Source organism: Sorangium sp. So ce185 (assembly GCF_051526825.1).
Taxonomy (GTDB): Bacteria; Myxococcota_A; Polyangia; order Polyangiales; family Polyangiaceae; genus Sorangium; species Sorangium cellulosum_D.
This window is the reverse complement of record NZ_CP150316.1, coordinates 1,062,371-1,078,646: the sequence shown is the minus strand read 5'-3', so window position 1 is coordinate 1,078,646 and position 16,276 is coordinate 1,062,371. Positions and strand designations below refer to the sequence as shown.

Sequence of the window (16,276 nt, the reverse complement as noted above, 5' to 3'; positions counted from 1 at the left end):
TCTGGGTGGCCGCTCACAGCCGGGCGCCGGGCGGGCGGCCCTCGCTCGGCTATCCTGGGGGATGACCTCCGCCCTTACGGTCCGCGCGGCGGTGCGCGCCGACATGCCCGAGGTGGCGCGCTTCGCGGCGCAGCTCGTCCGCCTCCACCACGCCCTGGATCCCCACCGCTTCCTGTGTCTTGAGCCGCTCGAGCCGGGCTACGAGCGATGGCTCACCCGCGAGCTCGCCGACCCCGGCGCCGCGATCGTCGTGGCCGAGCGAGGTGGCGCCGAGCCGGCGCTGGTCGGCTACGCCTACGGCCGCCGGGAGCCACGCGACTGGAACAGCCTGCTCGACGCCTGCGGCGCGCTCCACGACCTCTACGTCGACGAGCCCGCGCGCCGGCTCGGCGCGGGCGCGCTCCTGCTGGAGGCCGTGATCGCGCGCCTCCGCGCCCTCGGTGCGCCGCGCGTCGTGCTCCACACCGCGACGCAGAACGCCGCCGCGCAGCGCCTGTTCGAGCGGTTCGGCTTCCGCCGCACGATGATCGAGATGACGCTCGAGCTCTGATCGCCGCAGCGCGCCCCGGGCTCCTCGCTCCGAAGGCGATGGTGCCTGCGGTGCGCTGGCCGAGCGCGGTGGTCTCCTGGACGTTGGCCTTCCTCCGGGCAACGGTGCTGTCACTCGCCCGGAGCGATGTCCCATGAAGACGGGTGCGCGGCAAGATCATGGGTATTCTCCATGACTCCCCGCCTTCATGCTCAGGGGGCTTGCTCCCGGCTTGGCCCCAGGCCCGCGGCGGTCTGCTCCCATACCATGGTGTCGCGCGGCTCGCCCGCCGGCGTCAGGGCGTTCGCCTCGAGCGTCGTCACGTGCCGATACCCGAGCCGCCGGGGCACGGCGGCGCTCGCGGTGTTCCGCGGGTCGCACCGGATCTCGACGCGGCTCCACCCGACCTCCTCGAGCGCGACCCGGGTCAGCCGCGCCACGGCCTCGGTCGCATAGCCGCGGCCCGTCGCGGCCTCGCGGAGCCAATAGCCGATCTCGATCGCGCCCGGACCGATCCGCGGGTGGAGCCCCGTACCCCCGAGCACCTCGCGCTCGTCGCGCGTGAAGATGCCGTAATGAAAGTCGCGTCCTGCCGTGAAGTCGTCCCGGAACTTCTCCAGCAGCGCGGTCGTCGCCTCCAGGGAGGCCGGCTCGTTCACGGCCCACGGCATCCAGGGCCGCAGGTGCGCAAGGCTTGAGTCGATCGCTGCCCTGATCGACGGGGCATCCTCGGGACGCCACGCGCGCAGCGTCAGCCGCGCGGTCAGGATGCACGCCGGCGGGCGCTCACCGGCCATCGCCCCGCTCCGTACCCGCGCTCGTCGCGCCCCCGACGCCGGTGGCTCCCCCCTGTCGAACGCGGCAGGCCCCGCGAAGGACAGGTCCCCCACCGCAGATCGCTCCAGCAAGGAGGCGAGCCGTCATCATGCCACGGAGCTTACAACGATGACCTCCCCCGCACAGCCCCGCACGTCCGCACCTGCCCCCCCGCGGCGCCATTCCCACCACCGCACACCGTCCCGGGCGCTTCCGACGGGCGCATCGACCTCCTGACGGGCGCATCGAGCCCCTCGCGGCGCGGCTTGACACTTCCGTTATAGCGGACTAACTTCCGTCCCAGAAGAGTAAGGCGGAAAACAGCAACGCTCCCTCCGTTGCGCCGGTGAGGAGGTCCTGCGTCCATGCCCGCGCGTGGATGACCCGCTCGAGCAGAGACGCCACCCACGCGGTGGCGCCGACTGCGCCTCTCTCTGTGTCGCATCCGCGACCAGCAAGACACGAGGAGGAAGGATGAAGATCTGAACCCGCGCCCCCCGAGAGGCCCAGCGCCTCCCGGGCGTTTGACGTCATTCGCCCCTTCCCTCACGGCGATCCATCCCTGCGCCCGGCGCTCCGCGGAGCGCCGGACGAGCAAGCCGACCCCCGATCACCTCGAACGCGCCGCCCCGGCGGTCCCTGAAGCCCTCTCGGCATCCCAGGATGCCGCCAACACGACCCCCACCGCGCGCCGCATCGACTGCTGCCGCAGCAGCACATCACCAGCATCGCCTTGCTCCTGTCGCAGCAAGTCCATGTCCACCATGACGGATTGCGATCCGTTCCTGCGACAGCGCTCTGGCACGTTACCTGCTCTTCCGCCGGCTCGTGAGATGACGCGTACGCAATCGACGATCGCCGCCGACGCCGGCGCGCGCTCCGAGCGTGGAGCCGCGCGGCGCACCTGGAACGAGGTCCGATGGGCCAGGATCCTGGTGCTCCTGTTCCTGCTCTTCGCATGGCAGGCCGTGACGTCGCTCGGCCTCGTGTCGCCGCGCGTGCTCGCGTCGCCGACCACGGTGGCGCAGACGGGGCTCGCGCTCCTCGCCAGCGGGGAGCTGCCGCGCCACCTCTGGGTGTCGCTCGGCCGGGTCAGCCGGGGGCTCGCCCTCGGCGTGAGCGCCGGCGTGACGCTCGCGCTCGTCGCGGGGCTGTTCCGGCTCGGCGAAGACCTGCTCGACGCTCCCATCCAGATGCTCAGGACCCTCCCCGTCCTGGCGCTCGTGCCGCTCTTCATCCTCTGGTTCGGTATCGGCGAGACGCCGAAGATCGCGCTGGTCTCGCTGGGCACGTTCTTCCCCGTGTACCTGAACACGTACGCGGGCATCCGCAGCGTCGACAACAAGCTCGTCGAGGCCGCGACCACGCTCGGGCTCGGCCGCATCGGGCTCGTCGCCCACGTGGTGCTCCCCGGCGCCCTCCCGAACGCCCTCGTCGGGCTGCGCCATTCGATGGGCGTCGCCTGGCTCGTGCTGGTCATCAGCGAGCAGATCAACGCGACGGCCGGCATCGGCTACCTCATGACGAACGCGCGAGAGTTCCTGCGGACCGACATCATCGTCCTCGGCCTCGCGATCTACGCCCTGCTCGGGCTCAGCACCGACCTGTTCGTCCGATGGCTCGAGCGCAACGTCCTCGCCTGGCGCGCGGCGTTCGCCGGCCGGTGAGGACGAGAATCCCATGGAGCGCATCGTGGAGGCTTCTCGGATGAGCACGATCCCTGGTCCCGCCGTGCGCCTCCGCGACGTCCGGCGGGCGTTCGGGGCCCGCCCGGTGCTCGGCGGCGTCGACCTCACCGTCCGCGCCGGCGAGTTCGTCGCGCTGCTCGGCGCGAGCGGCTCCGGGAAGAGCACGCTGCTGCGGGTGCTCGCCGGGCTCGACGCGCACGCGAGCGGCGACGTCGCGGTCCCGGACCGGCGCGCCGTCGTCTTCCAGGAGCCGCGGCTCTTCCCGTGGAAGCGGGTCTGGCGGAACGTCGCGCTGGGGCTCCCCTGCCCGCCCGACGAGGCGAAGCGGCGCGCGCTCCTCGCGCTCGCCGAGGTGGGGCTCTCGGCCCACGCGGACGCCTGGCCGCTCACGCTCTCGGGCGGAGAGGCCCAGCGCGCGGCGTTGGCCCGCTCGCTCGTGCGCGCGCCGGAGCTCCTGCTCCTCGACGAGCCGTTCGGCGCGCTCGACGCGCTCACGCGGCTCCGCATGCACGGCCTCCTGGCCGAGCTCTGCGCCCGGCACCGGCCCGCCGTGCTGCTCGTCACGCACGACATCGACGAGGCGCTCCTCCTGGCCGATCGCGCGCTCGTCCTCGCCAGGCCGTCGCCCGAGGCCGGCAGCGTGATCACCGCGGACCTCGCCCTCGATCTTCCGGCGCCGCGGCGGCGCAGCGGCCCCCGGTTCGCGGCGCTGCGCGGCGCGCTCCTCGGCCACCTCGGCGTCGAGGGCGACGAGCCGGACGACGCGCCCATCCCCCGATCGGCCCCGCGCGCCCAGCGATCGGCCTCGCCCCCCCCTGCTCCCGCCGAAGCGCGGGCCCTACCGTCTGTCGTCTCCTGAAGGAAGGCCCATGTCCATCGCCGCCGCTCTCCTCGACGCGCTCGCCCCGCTCCGCCACGCCGCGGCGGCGCTGCTCGCCCTGTCCGTCGCCGCGTGCTCGAAGGCGGGGGACGCGCCCGCTCCCCCCGCGGCGGGCGAGCCGGCCGCGGTCGACCTCGCGACGGTGACGCTCCGGATCGGCGAGCAGACGGGCATCGTGAAGAGCGGGCTGGAGGCCGCGGGCCAGCTCGAAGGGATCCCCTACACGATCGAGTGGGCGACGTTCACCGCCGGCCCCCCGCTGCTCGAGGCCATCAACGCCGACGCGGTGGACATCGGCGCCGTCGGGGATACACCGCCGATCTTCGCGCAGGCCGCCGGGGCCCCGATCCGGATCGTCGCGGTCACCCGCAATCGCCCCGAATACAAGGCGATCCTCGTCCCGAAGGGGTCGAGCGTCCGGGCCCTCCGCGAGCTCAAGGGCAAGAAGGTGGCGGTGGCCAAGGGCTCCTCGGCCCATTACCTGCTGCTGGCGGCGCTCCGCCGGGACGGCCTCGGCATCGCGGACATCGTGCCCGTGTACATGAACCCGAACGACGCCCAGCCGGCCTTCGCCAGCGGAGACGTCGACGCCTGGGCGGTCTGGGAGCCCTATGTGGCGAGCAACGTGCGGCAAGGGGCGGTGAAGCTCCTCGACGGCGCCGGGCTCACCGACGCGCTCTCGTTCCAGGTGAGCAGCGACAAGGCCCTCGCCGATCCGGGCAAGGCCGCCGCGATCGCGGACTACCTGGCCCGCTCGCACAAGGCCCACGAGTGGTCGAACGGCCACAAGGACGTGTGGGCGCGCAAGTTCGCCGAGGTCACAAAGCTGCCGCTCGAGGTGGCTCAGGACATGTTCGAGCACCACGAGCCGAGGTACGTCCCGCTCGACGACGAGATCGCGAGAGCGCAGCAAACGATGGCGGACGCCTTCTTCCAGGAGGGGCTCTTGCCGCAGAAGATCGAGGTCTCGCGGGTGTTCGACGGGCGATTCAACGACCGCGTCCCGCCCCGTTGAGGGCGCCCGCGGGCACGGACGACAGGAGCGCTTTTCGCGTGGCAGACGCCACGAAGGAGGACAGGATGACGAAGCTGCGACTCTACAGCGCGAAGGCGTGCCCCTTCGCCCACCGCACCCGGCTCGTGCTCAAGGAGAAGGCGATCGACGCCGAGCTGATCGAGGTCGATCTGCAGAACAAGCCGCGGGCGTTCGTCGACGCCTCGCTCTACGGAAAGGTCCCGGCGATCGAGCACGAGGGCCACCGCATCTGGGAATCGGCGATCATCAACGAGTACCTCGACGAGGCGTTCCCCGATCCGCCGCTCCTGCCGAGGGAGCCGGGCAGGCGCGCCCTGGCGAGGATCTGGATCGATTACGCGAACACGCGCCTCGTGCCGGCGTTCGCCCAGCTGCTCCGGGCCGAGACGCCGGACCAGGAGGCCGAGGGGCGCAAGGCGCTCGGCGACGTGCTCGCGTTCATCGAGCGGGAGGCGCTGGAGAGGTCGTCGGGCCCCGGGCCCTACTGGCTCGGCGCCGACGTCAGCCTCGTCGATCTCGCGTTCTATCCGTGGTTCGAGCGGCTGCCCGCGGTGGATCGGCTCCGCGGGTTCTCCATCCCGGCAGAGCTCACGCGGCTCCGGGCGTGGATCGACGCCGTGGCGGCGCGCGACGCGGTCCGCGCCGCCGCGAGCCCGGTCGATTTCTACGTGGAGCGTTACGCGAAGTTCGTGAAGCCGGCGAAGGCGACGGCCGCCTGAGCGGCGCCGGGAGACAGGAGACATCATGTTGAAACTCTGGGGTCACAAGAATTCTTCGAACGTGCAGAAGGTCCTCTGGGCGCTCGACGAGCTGAGGCTCGATTTCGAGCGCATCGACGCCGGCGGGCCGTTCGGCCGCGTGAAGGACGCCGACTATCTCACCCTCAACCCCAACGGGCTGGTGCCGACGCTCGAGGACGGGCCGCTGGTGCTCTGGGAGTCGCACGCGATCGTGCGTTACCTGTTCTCGCGGTACGGCTCGCCGCCCCTCCAGCCGAGCGATCTCGCGGACAGGGCGCGCGCCGACGCGTGGACGGACTGGCAGTTCGGGACCCTGTGGCCCCCGGTGCGGACGCTCCTCGTGCAGCTCCTGCGCACGCCGGAGGAGCGCCGCGATCAGGGCGCGATCGACGGCGCGCGCAAGGCGGCGCTCGCCGCCCTCGAGATCCTCGATCGGCAGCTGTCGAAGCAACCGTGGGTCGCCGGAGAGTACTTCACGTTCGCCGACATCCCCCTCGGGGTGGCGGCGCAGCGGTGGTACAACCTGCCGACCGAGCGGCCCGCGCTCCAGCACGTCGACGCGTGGTACGGCCGCGTCAAGCGCCGGCCGGGCTTCGAGCGCTGGGTGGATCTCCCGCTCACGTGAGGCGCGCGCCGGCCGCGGGCGCGCGACGGCTCGCCCGCTCCGGCCGCTCGTCTCCGCCTCTCCCCTCTCGGAGACGGCCCTTCAGAACATCGGTACTTCGGTGTCCAGGCCGAGGAGAACGCGGCCCTGGACATCGCGCGTGTGCGGGGCGACGAGGGCGTGCTGCGTGACGGCGTGAACGTCGCGGAAGCAGCGCTGGAGCGGGCTCTCCGCGTAGAGCGCCGCGGCGCCGCCCGCCGTGAAGGCCAGATCGACCGCGCGGGCCGCGCCGAGGGCGGCGTTCGTCGCGGCCAGCCGGACGCGCGCCCGATCCCGGATCGAGATCGGCTTGCCGGACAGGGCGGCATCCCAGAGGGCAGAGGCCGCCTCGACGAGGTACGCCCTGGCCGCGCCGAGCGTGGCCTCGGCCTCGGCCACGGCGAGCGCCGTCGACGGCCGCGCCGCGAGCGGCACCGCGGCGCCGACCGGCCGCTTCGCCGCCGCGAGCCGGAGGAGCTCGTCGAGGGCCGCGCGCGCGATCCCGAGCGCGGTCGCCGCGACCGCGCTCGCGAGCAGGCCGAAGAGGGGGAACGCGAACAGGGGCGCCGGATGGGTCGGCGCCGCCATCGGAAGGCGGATGCACCGGCGGCTCGGCACGAAGACGTCCGCGACCGCGAAATCGTGGCTCCCGGTGCCCGCGAGCCCGGAGGCGCTCCACGTATCCAATATCGTGCACTCCGAGGCGCGAAACATGGGCACGACGGCCTCCGGCACGCCCGCCGGCGACAGGCGCGGCGCCAGCCCGTCGAAGACCACCGCGGTGCCGCCCAGCCAGTCGCAGTGCTGACAGGCGCTCGCCATCGCCCACCTCCCCGTGACGCGAACCCCTCCCTCGACCTCGACGGCGCGGCCGCCCGGCGCGAAGACCCCGGCCGTGACGACATCCGGGCGCGCATACATCTCTTTGCCCCCCTCTGCGGGGAGATACGCGTCGAAGGCGCCGGTCGCGCCGCAGATCATGGCGCACCATCCCGCCGCGCCGTCGGCGCGCGAGAGCTCCTCGATGGCCTGCATCGCCGTGAGGGGGTCGGCCTCGAGCCCGCCGAGCGCGGCCGGGCGAAACATGCGAAAGAACCCCGCCTCCCGGAGCGCCCGCGCGACCGGATCCGGCAAACGGCGCTCGCGCTCCCCCTGCTGCGCGTGCTTCTGGACGAGCGGGACGAGGGTGCGCGCCGCGTCGAGGAGCGACGCGGGCTCGGCGGAGGACGTCGTGGCCATGGTCAAAGGCTCATCCCTTCCTGGGCGGCTGCGCGTAGCGCCCCTCTTCGGCATAGTACTCGGGGAATCCGACGATCTCCTGGAGCGCCTCGAAGCGCGTCCGGGGGTCCGGGTGCCGGCCGGCGCGCAACGCGGCGAGCGCCTCGCGCATGGCGGCGGCGGCGACCGAGAGCAGGGTGAGCGGATACGCCGCGATCTTGTAGCCGATCACCTCGAGCTCGGCCGGCGGCAGCACCGGAGTCCTGCCGTGATCCACCATGTTCGCCATGGCCGGCGCGCGCACTTCCCGGCAGAACGTGCGCATCTCCTCGACGCTCTCGGGCGCCTCCAGGAACACGATGTCGGCCCCGAGATCGGCGAACGCCTGGGCGCGGGCCAGCGCCTCGTCGAAGCCGTGCGTCTGCCGGGCGTCGGTGCGCGCCAGGATGAGCACCCCGGCGCCCTCGTCGCGCGCGTCCACGGCGGCCTGGATGCGGGTGAGCGCCTCGTCGCGGGGCACGACCTGCTTGCCGCGCGTGTGGCCGCAGCGCTTCGGCGCGACCTGGTCCTCGATCATGACGCACGCGAGCCCGGCCTGCGCGTAGCCGCGCACCGTGCGCTTCACGTTCATCGCGTTGCCGTAGCCCGTGTCGCCGTCGCCGAGCACCGGGATCGACACCGCGGCGCAGATCGCCCGCGCCTGGTCGACCATCTCGCCATACGAGATGAGCCCCGTGTCCGGGGCGCCGAGGCGCGCGGCCGAGACCGCGAAGCCGCTCATGAACGTGAGCGGGAAGCCCGCCTGCTCGATGAGCCGCGCCGACAGCGCGTCGAAGCAGCAAGGCATCACGAGGAGGCCGGGCGTCGCGAGGAGCTCGCGGAGCGTGTGAGCGGAGGACACGGCGCAGACGATACCGCGCCCGGCGGCCCTCCGGGCAAGCGCGATCGCCCCCGAGGCGCGCCGGCGCGGAGGGCGCGCAGGCGGCGCGCTCGCCGCAGCAGGGCGCGCCGGGGTTTCTATCGCCGGCGCGCGCCGCGGGGAGGCGACTCGCCTCTTGCCAGATCGCCAGAGCGCCTGATCCCGGCGCTCACACCCCTGTCGGGTACGTCTCCGCCTCGGGCTCGCGCCGCTCGGCGGTCCACTCCAGCGGCCTCACCGCGGTCGTCTCGTCGACGTGGATGACCGCGTCGAACTGCTCGCCGAGCCTCGCGTGGAAGTAATGGCTCGCCCGCTCGGTCTCCGGGAGATAGAGCACGCCGATCGCGCGCTCGAGCGAGCGCTCGCGCAGCGCCTCGACGAGCTCGCGGCGCGCGCCCGCCTCGGGCCGCAGGTCGAGCCAGAAGCGCGAGAGCTCCGTGTCGTGGAAGAGCCGCTCGTAGCTGTTCGGCAGCGACGGCCGGACGCGCTTGATCTCCGCGGGATCGCCCCACTCGGAGGCGGCCATCACGGTGCCGGTGTGCGTCGAGAAGCCGACGAGGAACGTGGCTTCGCCGAAGCGCTCGCGCAGGAGCTGGCCGACGTTCCACTCGCCCGCCTCGCCCATCTGCGTCGCGCGCGCGTCGCCCAGGTGCGAGTTGTGCGCCCAGAGGACGGCCCGCGTCGGCGCGTGGAACCGGTCGAGGTGCGCGACGAGCGCCTCGACGGTCTCGGCCATGTACCGGTCGCGGAGGTTCCACGACGACACGGGGCCGCGGAACATGGTGCGATAATACTCCTCGGCGCTCTGCACGAGCCGCGCGTTCTGCTCGACCTGGAAGTACTCGTCCTCGGCGACGCGCCCGTCGAGCCTCGCGTACTCGGCCTGCTTCTTCATCAGCTCCATCAGCTGCTCGACGACCTCGCGCTCGCACGACCCGCTGAGCTCGAAGCCGGCCGCGTACCCGTACACCTGCGGATCCTCGCTGAACCGGTCGAAACAGCCGTAGCGGCGCCGCGCCCGCTCGGCGGCCTCCGGATCGACGCGGTCGAGGTACTCGAGGACGGCCTCCATCGAGGCGTGCAGGCTGTAGAGGTCCATGCCGTAGAAGCCCGCCTTCGCCTGCCCGCGCGGCACGCCGGCGTTGTGCTCGCGGAGCCAGCGGACGAGGCCGAGGACGTCCTCGTTGCGCCACATCCACTGCGGGAACCGCTTGAAGCCGGAGAGCGCCTCCTCGGCGCTGCCGTCGTCGTCCGTCCCGCGGACATAGCGGTTCACGCGGTACGCGTCCGGCCAGTCGGCCTCGACGATGACCGCGGTGAAGCCCTTCTCGGCGATGAGCCGCCGCGTGATCTGGGCGCGCGCCTGGTAGAACTCGTGGGTGCCGTGCGTGGCCTCGCCGAGCAGGACGAAGCGGCGATCGCCGATCGCGTCGAGCAGCGCGTCGTAGTCGCGCGCGCCGCCGCGCAGCGGCCGGGCGGCGTCGCGGACGAGGGCGGTCACGGGTTCTCGAGAGCTGGGCATGGTGTCACTCCTTGGTCCGTGGCGGCCGCGGCGGCCTCGGGACACGGCAGCTCCTCTCCAGCCCGCCGGATCGACGCCTCCGGCGAACGGCAGAGGATGCCCGTGAATTGCCGCTGTGCTCGCTGTTCCGTGGATCCGATTCGGTGTCTGGACAGGCGCCATGAGTTGCAAAACCCGCGCCGGGACAGACCACGACCTCAGGAGCCGCCCGACTCCCAGAGACTCCGGAGCTCGGCTCGGCGCGCCAGCTCCGCGCCGGTGCGTCCGATCGAGCCGATACCGCTCACGGCAGGGTGTCGCTCACGGCATGGTGGAGACGCGCGCGCGCTTTCCGAGCTGGACCGAGGCGTAGAGGAGATAGAGGCCGGCGAGCCCGACGAGCACGTAGACGATGCGGCTGATCGTGCTGAGCCTGCCGAAGATCGCCGCGACCAGGTCGAACTCGAACAGCCCAACGAGCCCCCAGTTGACGGCGCCGATCACGGCCAGCACGATCGCGGCCCACGTTAGCCCTGAAATCCCACGGTTGACCTGTTCCATGCCCCCGGGAGAAGCACGAGCCGCGCCGCGCGCGACGTGCACCGCGCGCCCGCTGCGGCGCTGACGCCGCCGGTTCGCTCGGCGGGCGCTGGGCGGTCATGCGTGCGCCGGCGCGACGTCGAGCAGCGAGGGGAGGATCTCTCCCGCGCCGCCGGTGAACACGAAATCGCAGAGGCTGGTGACCGCGCTGGGCTCGACGTTGACCTCGGCGATGAGGGCGCCGTGGCGCTTGGCCAAGGGGACGAACCCCGCGGCCGGGTACACCACGGCCGAGGTGCCGACCACGAGCAGGAGATCGCAGCCGTCGACGCCGGCGGCCGCCGCGGCGAGGTCGCTCTCCTTCAGCGCTTCGCCGAACCAGACGACGTGCGGGCGCTGCACGCCGCCGCAGGGGCAGTGGGGCAGCTCCGCGGCGGTGAAGCGGCGAGCGCGGGTCTCCGGATCGGGGGAGCCGCTCCCCGCGAAGGCGGGGGTGATGGGCACGTCGCGGTTCTCGGTCACGCTCCCGCACGAGAGGCAGCGCACCTGCCACAGCGAGCCGTGGAGCCGCACCGGATCCTGCGAGCCCGCCTGCTCGTGCAGGCCGTCGATGTTCTGGGTGATCAGGGTGAAGGCGCCGCCGGCCTCCCGGAACCGCGCCTCCAGCCGCGCCAGCGCGTGGTGGCCCGGGTTCGGCTGGCAGCCGCGCGCGCGCTCGCGCCGGTGGTTGTAGAACTCCCACACGAGGCCCGGATCGCGCTGCCACGCCTCCGGCGAGGCGAGGCTCGTCGCCTCGTAGCGCCGCCACAGCCCCCCGGCGCCGCGGAACGTGGGGATGCCCGACTCCGCCGAGACGCCGGCGCCGGTCAGGACGGCGATCTTCCTGGCGCGGCGCAGGCTGGACTGGAAACGCTCGCGGCTCGTTGCGCTCATGGCGGACCTCCTGAGAATCGAGCAGGGAGGGCGATCGCGCCTGCCGGTGCTCCCCGCGTTCCAGCGCACTCTAGCGCACGCCGCGGGGCGACGTCTGCGCCGCGGCCGGCGCGCGCCGCGCCGCGCCGCGGCCGCGCCCCTGATTGCCGGCCGCGCCCCTGATTGCCGGCCGCGCCCCTGATTGCCGGCCGCGCCCCTGATTGCCGGCCGCGCCCCCGATCCAGGCCGCGGCGGACGCGCCGTCGACGCGCCCTCGATTTCGGGTGTAAGCCGCCGGAGGCGACCGCGTTTTCCTGGCACTCGGACGCGCCGGGGCCCGCCACCGCGGGCCCCGGCCGCGCCGGTCCCTCCGTCGACCGCCGGACGATCAGCGGCTCGCGGCTCTCGCGGGCGAGAGCGGCGGAGGGATCCGTCTCGCCCCTGAACGGGGGCCGCGCGTGCGGCCCTCGCGAGGACGTGTGTCGGGGTCGGCGATGGCCGCCCCGCGAGAACGCACTGCGGGGATCCGCGCTCGCGATCCCCTTCAAGGAGGACACCTCATGCGCATCCGGCCCCTCGATCTCGTCGCCCCTGCTCTCCTCGCCGCGCTGCTCGTCGGCTGCGGCGGCGCCGCGCCTGTCGCCAGGGAGCCGGCAGCGCCGGCGGGGGCGGCAGCGCCGGTGGACACCGCCACCGCGCCGTCGATGCAGCCGGAGTTCGATGCTCCGCGAGAGGAGGGCCGCGCGTCGGCCGCCGCGGAGAAGGCCGAGGAGGCGGACGCCTCCGGCGCCCCGGCCGTCGCGGCGGCGCCGCCCCCGCCTGCCTCGCCGTCGCCGGCGGCCCCGTCGGCCGGCGTGACCGCGGCTGGCAAGCCGGAGGCGCGCCGCAGCGTGGCGGGCGCCGCGTCGGCGCCGAAGAAGGTCTCCGCCCCGGCGCCGGCCGCCGCGCCGCGTCCCGCCGCCCCGCCCGCGGCGGTCGCCGTGACGGCGCCCGAGCCCCAGGGCAGCGAGTCGTACCGGGACTACGGCGTCAACCCGGTGGAGGACCCCGCGAAGGACAGGCTCTCGACGTTCGCGATCGACGTGGACACGGCCTCTTACGCGATCGCGCGCCGCAAGATCCTGGACGGCGCGCTGCCTCCCTATCAAGCCGTGCGCGCCGAGGAGTTCCTCAACTACTTCGATTATGGCTATGCGTCTCCCACGGCCGGCCCGTTCGCGGTGCACCTCGCGGCCGCGCCCTCGCCGTTCACGGTGGGCCATCACCTCGTGCGCGTGGCGGTCCAGGGCAAGCGCGTGCCGGCCAAGGAGCGGACCCCGGTGCACCTCGTGTACCTGGTCGACACGAGCGGCTCGATGCACGCGCCGGACCGGATCGAGCTCGCGAAGAAGAGCTTGAGAATGCTCACCGAGTCGCTCAAGCCGGGGGATACGGTCGCGCTCTGCACCTATGCGGGCAGCGTGCGGGAGGTGCTGGCGCCGACCGGCATCGAGAGCAAGGGGAAGATCCTCGCGGCGATCGCGGACCTCACGGCCGGCGGCTCCACCGCCATGGCGAGCGGGATCGATCTCGCCTACAGCCTGGCGGAGCGGACGCTCGTGAAGGGGCACATCAACCGTGTCGTCGTGCTCTCCGACGGCGACGCGAACGTCGGTCCGACCTCTCACGAGGAGATCCTGAAGACCATCAAGCGCGCGCGGGACAAGGGGATCACGCTGTCCACGGTCGGCTTCGGCCAGGGCAACTACAAGGATGTCATGATGGAGCAGCTCGCCAACCAGGGCGACGGGAATTACGCGTACATCGACAGCGAGGCGCAGGCGCGGCGGGTCTTCTCCGAGCAGGTGGGCGGGATGCTCCAGGTCATTGCGCGCGACGTGAAGATCCAGGTCGAGTTCGATCCGAGCTTCGTGAAGAGCTATCGGCTGATTGGCTACGAGAACCGCGACGTGGCCGACCGGGATTTCCGGAACGACAAGGTGGATGCGGGCGAGATCGGCGCCGGTCACAGCGTGACGGCCATCTACGATGTCGAGCTCAAGGACGCCGCGCCGAGGGGCGCGGGCGCGGCGCCGCTCGTCGTGCGCCTCCGCCACAAGGCGCCGCTCGGCTCGGACGTGGCCGAGGAGACGCTGGTCAAGATGGCTCCGGGCGCCATCGCCCCTACCTTCGACGCGGCGCCGGCCGATCTTCGCTTTGCGTCCGCGGTGGCCGGCTTCTCCGAGATCTTGCGCCACAGCCCGCATGCGCGCTCCTGGAGGCTCTCCGACGTCGAGAAGATCGCGAGGGCGTCGGCCTCCAGCAAGGGAGATCAGCAGGAGTTCATCGGCATCGTCCGCCGCGCCGGCGCGCTCGCCGGCGGCAAGACGGACACGGTGGCTGCGAGGGGCGGCGACTGACCGGCCGGGGAGGCGGCGGTGCTCGCCGGGGGGGACGCCATCGCTGAAGCAGCGGTGGCTCGAAGGGCGAGCTGTCTGGATGCCAGGAGAGGGAGATAGAGAGAAGAGAATTTAAAGCAAAGGCGCAAAGGCGCAAGGGGAGAGAGAGAGCTCGCACCTTCTCTCTCTTTCTTTTTTGCGCCTTTGCGCCTTTGCTTTGAATTCTTCGAATCTTTACCTGCCTCCGGAGCATCCAGGCACGCCGCAGGACGCAGGCGATCCCTCGTCGGCAACCGGCACACCGATCCGTGACAGGAAACGACACGCCAGAGCTCGGCCGTATTTCGAAGCGCACTCTATTGTACACGCGCTCACCGCGGATCACAGCGCCGGCTCTCCCCAGCGGCCCCCTCGCGGCACCGAAACCGCGATATCGCAGACCCGCGCCGCGTGGAAGCGCAACGCACGCCACCCGCGACGAATGCCGACGAATGCCGACGAGCGCGGACGAGCGCGGACGAAAACCGACCGACGAGAGCAACCGGCAGACTGGATTCCAGCGCGGCGCAGATCCAATGCAGTTTCTCGACTGGAATCCGCGGAACTGTGACTTGACATCTCGTCACCGATGTCGCTTTTATCATTCACCGTCCTCGGGCGTGTCGCGCGGGACGAAGGCGGGAAGCGAGGACGCTGCCGTGGAAGCGCTGTGCGTAACGATGCGGGGGCGGTGCCAGTATTGCCAGGCGATGCTGCCCATCAACCGGGTCGACACGAAGATCTTCTGCTCGGGGTGCGGCACGTTCACCGAGATCGCCAACCGCGTGTGGCATCGCATGCTACGCGAGCCGCTCTACCGCGCTCCGCGCCTGCTGCCAGGCGAGGTGCAGCGCGTGCAGGAAATGTCGCTGTCACTCGAATTTTCTCGGTCGAAGCCCGCGTGCCGCTCTTGCCGGACGCCGCTCGCCGTGGATTCGAGCGCGCTCACCCCCCTCTCGTGCTCGAGCTGCGGGGCGCAGCACGCCCGCCGCCGCTGGCCGGCGGACATCCCGATCGCCGGGCTCGATCCCGAGGCGGTCCTCGTCGGAGAGGAGCCCGAAATCGCGCCCCCGGACGAGCGCCCGGACGCCCCAGGGCTCGATCCGTCGCCTTGCGCCCTTTGCGGCGACGCGCGCGACTCCAGCGCTCCCGCGGAGGGCTGCGAGCGCTGCGCCGCGGCCCCGCACGTTTCCGAAACATCCTCGCGACGACCCCGTGACCGCGCGCCGATAACGTGGCTCATCGCGTCCGGGCGGTTCGCCCCGATCAGCGGGCACGCCGCGCCCGTGCAAGAAGGGCTCTTCGACTGGCGAGAGGCGCCCAGGGTCGCTCCGCTCGACGACGGAGGGTTCGTCCTGCTCTCGCTCTCCAGCGGAGAGTGGACCGGGCCGCGGCGGAGCCTCGACGAGGTGCACGAGCGCGTCGTCATGGCGCTCGACCCGGACCTCCGGGTGCGGTGGCTCCGGCGCGAGCGCGTCCCCGGCAGGCTCGGCAAGCAGGCGCTCGGCCTCGCGTCCGACGGCGAGCGCATCGTCCTCTATTCCTCCCGAGAAGGGCACGAGGTGCTCGACGGCAGGACGGGCGCCTCGCTCGGAAAACATGCGACGAGCGACGCGATGATCGCGTCGCTCCACGGGCGGGAGGCGCGCGCCCTCGGCCTCCACCTGCGGATCGACAGGGGACGCCTCGCCGTGGTGCACGGCGACGCCGCCGCGCTCCCCGGAGCGGTCCTCGGCCGGCGCGGCGTGAAGGTCATCCGGCGCCTGCCCGGCGGCGGGCTCGGCGTCCTCTCCCGCCACCGCGGGGTGCGGCTCGACGTGGTCGATCCGCGCGGCGGGCTCAGGACGTTCCTTGTCAATCCGAAGGACGGCTCGCTCGACGGGCTCTCGTTCTCGGTCAGCCGGAGCGGGCTCGTCGGCGTGCTCAACCACCGCCGCCTCTGGGTGGCCCGGCCCGGGGACGAGGAGCTCCGCACCTGCCTCGACGGCCCGGCCGATCGCGTGTGGCGCGACTCCGTGCTCCTCGCCGCCGACGACGGCGTCTGGCTCTTCGAGAACGGCTCGGGCGCGCGCCGCTACGCCCCAGACGGCGCCTTGCTCTTCGACGCCGAGATCTGCCCGCGGCCCAAGGCGCGCGCGCCGGCGCAGCTCGCCAGCGAGTCGACGCAGAAGCGAATGGAGAGGGCCCGGAGACACCGGCTCTCGCGCGCCGGCAAGGCGGAGCACGAGCTCGGCGAGGGCACGCGGAGCGAGGCGGCGCGCCAGACGAAATGGCCGCTGCGCGCGCTCGCATGGCTGCTCGGCCGCACGACGCTGCTCGCCCTCGGGCTCGCGCTGGGCTCCAGCGGCGCGCTCGGCGGCTGATCTCGAGCGATCGGTCGCCTCATCGGCGCAAGGGCCCGCCCCGCGCCGCCGCGCCGCGCCGCGCCGCCGCGTTC

14 protein-coding genes are annotated in these 16,276 nt (G+C 72.7%); 8 read left to right on the top strand and 6 right to left on the bottom strand.

Going from position 1 to position 16,276, the window contains the following annotated elements; translation table 11 throughout:
- The first annotated feature begins 61 nt into the window (after positions 1 to 61).
- Positions 62 to 550 (top strand): N-acetyltransferase family protein, encoded by a 489-nt coding sequence (locus tag WMF26_RS04150; RefSeq protein ID WP_437999227.1) that lies wholly within the window; start codon positions 62 to 64, stop codon positions 548 to 550.
- A 191-nt stretch (positions 551 to 741) separates the two neighbouring features.
- Here WMF26_RS04150 and WMF26_RS04145 read toward each other — a convergent pair whose 3' ends face one another.
- Positions 742 to 1,326 carry a GNAT family N-acetyltransferase gene (locus WMF26_RS04145; RefSeq protein WP_437944839.1) on the bottom strand — a complete coding sequence of 195 codons (585 nt, stop codon included), beginning with the start codon at positions 1,324 to 1,326 and terminating at the stop codon, positions 742 to 744.
- Between the two features lie 852 nt (positions 1,327 to 2,178).
- Here WMF26_RS04145 and WMF26_RS04140 point away from each other — a divergent pair.
- The 5 genes from WMF26_RS04140 (at position 2,179) to WMF26_RS04120 (ending at position 6,314) form a co-directional block, all read left to right on the top strand.
- Complete coding sequence (locus WMF26_RS04140) at positions 2,179 to 3,012, top strand: ABC transporter permease (RefSeq protein ID WP_061625469.1); 834 nt, start codon at positions 2,179 to 2,181, stop codon at positions 3,010 to 3,012.
- Positions 3,013 to 3,052: 40 nt separating this feature from the next.
- Complete coding sequence (locus tag WMF26_RS04135) at positions 3,053 to 3,892, top strand: ABC transporter ATP-binding protein (protein ID WP_437999226.1); 840 nt, start codon at positions 3,053 to 3,055, stop codon at positions 3,890 to 3,892.
- A gap of 10 nt (positions 3,893 to 3,902) precedes the next feature.
- Positions 3,903 to 4,928, top strand: coding sequence for an ABC transporter substrate-binding protein (locus WMF26_RS04130; protein WP_437999225.1), 1,026 nt, complete (start codon positions 3,903 to 3,905; stop codon positions 4,926 to 4,928).
- Positions 4,929 to 4,993: 65 nt separating this feature from the next.
- A complete protein-coding gene (locus WMF26_RS04125; RefSeq protein WP_437999224.1) occupies positions 4,994 to 5,668 on the top strand; it encodes a glutathione S-transferase family protein in 675 nt (224 codons plus the stop codon).
- Between the two features lie 25 nt (positions 5,669 to 5,693).
- Positions 5,694 to 6,314 carry a glutathione S-transferase family protein gene (locus WMF26_RS04120; RefSeq protein ID WP_437999223.1) on the top strand — a complete coding sequence of 207 codons (621 nt, stop codon included), beginning with the start codon at positions 5,694 to 5,696 and terminating at the stop codon, positions 6,312 to 6,314.
- Between the two features lie 81 nt (positions 6,315 to 6,395).
- Here WMF26_RS04120 and WMF26_RS04115 read toward each other — a convergent pair whose 3' ends face one another.
- The 5 genes from WMF26_RS04115 to WMF26_RS04095 all read right to left on the bottom strand — a co-directional run bounded on the left by WMF26_RS04115 (position 6,396) and on the right by WMF26_RS04095 (position 11,443).
- The gene (locus WMF26_RS04115) at positions 6,396 to 7,571 is read right to left on the bottom strand and encodes an acyl-CoA dehydrogenase family protein (protein WP_437999222.1); all 1,176 of its coding nucleotides are present in this window, start codon (positions 7,569 to 7,571) and stop codon (positions 6,396 to 6,398) included.
- 10 nt (positions 7,572 to 7,581) lie between these two features.
- A complete protein-coding gene (locus WMF26_RS04110) occupies positions 7,582 to 8,451 on the bottom strand; it encodes an isocitrate lyase/PEP mutase family protein (protein ID WP_437999221.1) in 870 nt (289 codons plus the stop codon).
- Between the two features lie 187 nt (positions 8,452 to 8,638).
- On the bottom strand, positions 8,639 to 9,991 hold the full coding sequence (locus tag WMF26_RS04105; protein ID WP_437999220.1) for an erythromycin esterase family protein: 1,353 nt from the start codon (positions 9,989 to 9,991) through the stop codon (positions 8,639 to 8,641).
- Positions 9,992 to 10,291: 300 nt separating this feature from the next.
- Positions 10,292 to 10,531, bottom strand: coding sequence for a DUF378 domain-containing protein (locus WMF26_RS04100; RefSeq protein ID WP_044985492.1), 240 nt, complete (start codon positions 10,529 to 10,531; stop codon positions 10,292 to 10,294).
- Positions 10,532 to 10,627: 96 nt separating this feature from the next.
- Entirely contained in the window at positions 10,628 to 11,443 is an 816-nt protein-coding gene (locus WMF26_RS04095) for an SIR2 family NAD-dependent protein deacylase (protein WP_020732820.1), read from the bottom strand.
- Positions 11,444 to 11,982: 539 nt separating this feature from the next.
- On the opposite strand from WMF26_RS04095, the gene WMF26_RS04090 reads away from it, so the two are divergent.
- Both WMF26_RS04090 and WMF26_RS04085 read left to right on the top strand, forming a co-directional pair.
- Positions 11,983 to 13,821 (top strand): vWA domain-containing protein, encoded by a 1,839-nt coding sequence (locus WMF26_RS04090; protein WP_437999219.1) that lies wholly within the window; start codon positions 11,983 to 11,985, stop codon positions 13,819 to 13,821.
- 677 nt (positions 13,822 to 14,498) lie between these two features.
- Positions 14,499 to 16,202, top strand: coding sequence for a hypothetical protein (locus tag WMF26_RS04085; protein ID WP_437999218.1), 1,704 nt, complete (start codon positions 14,499 to 14,501; stop codon positions 16,200 to 16,202).
- The last annotated feature ends 74 nt before the right edge of the window (positions 16,203 to 16,276 follow it).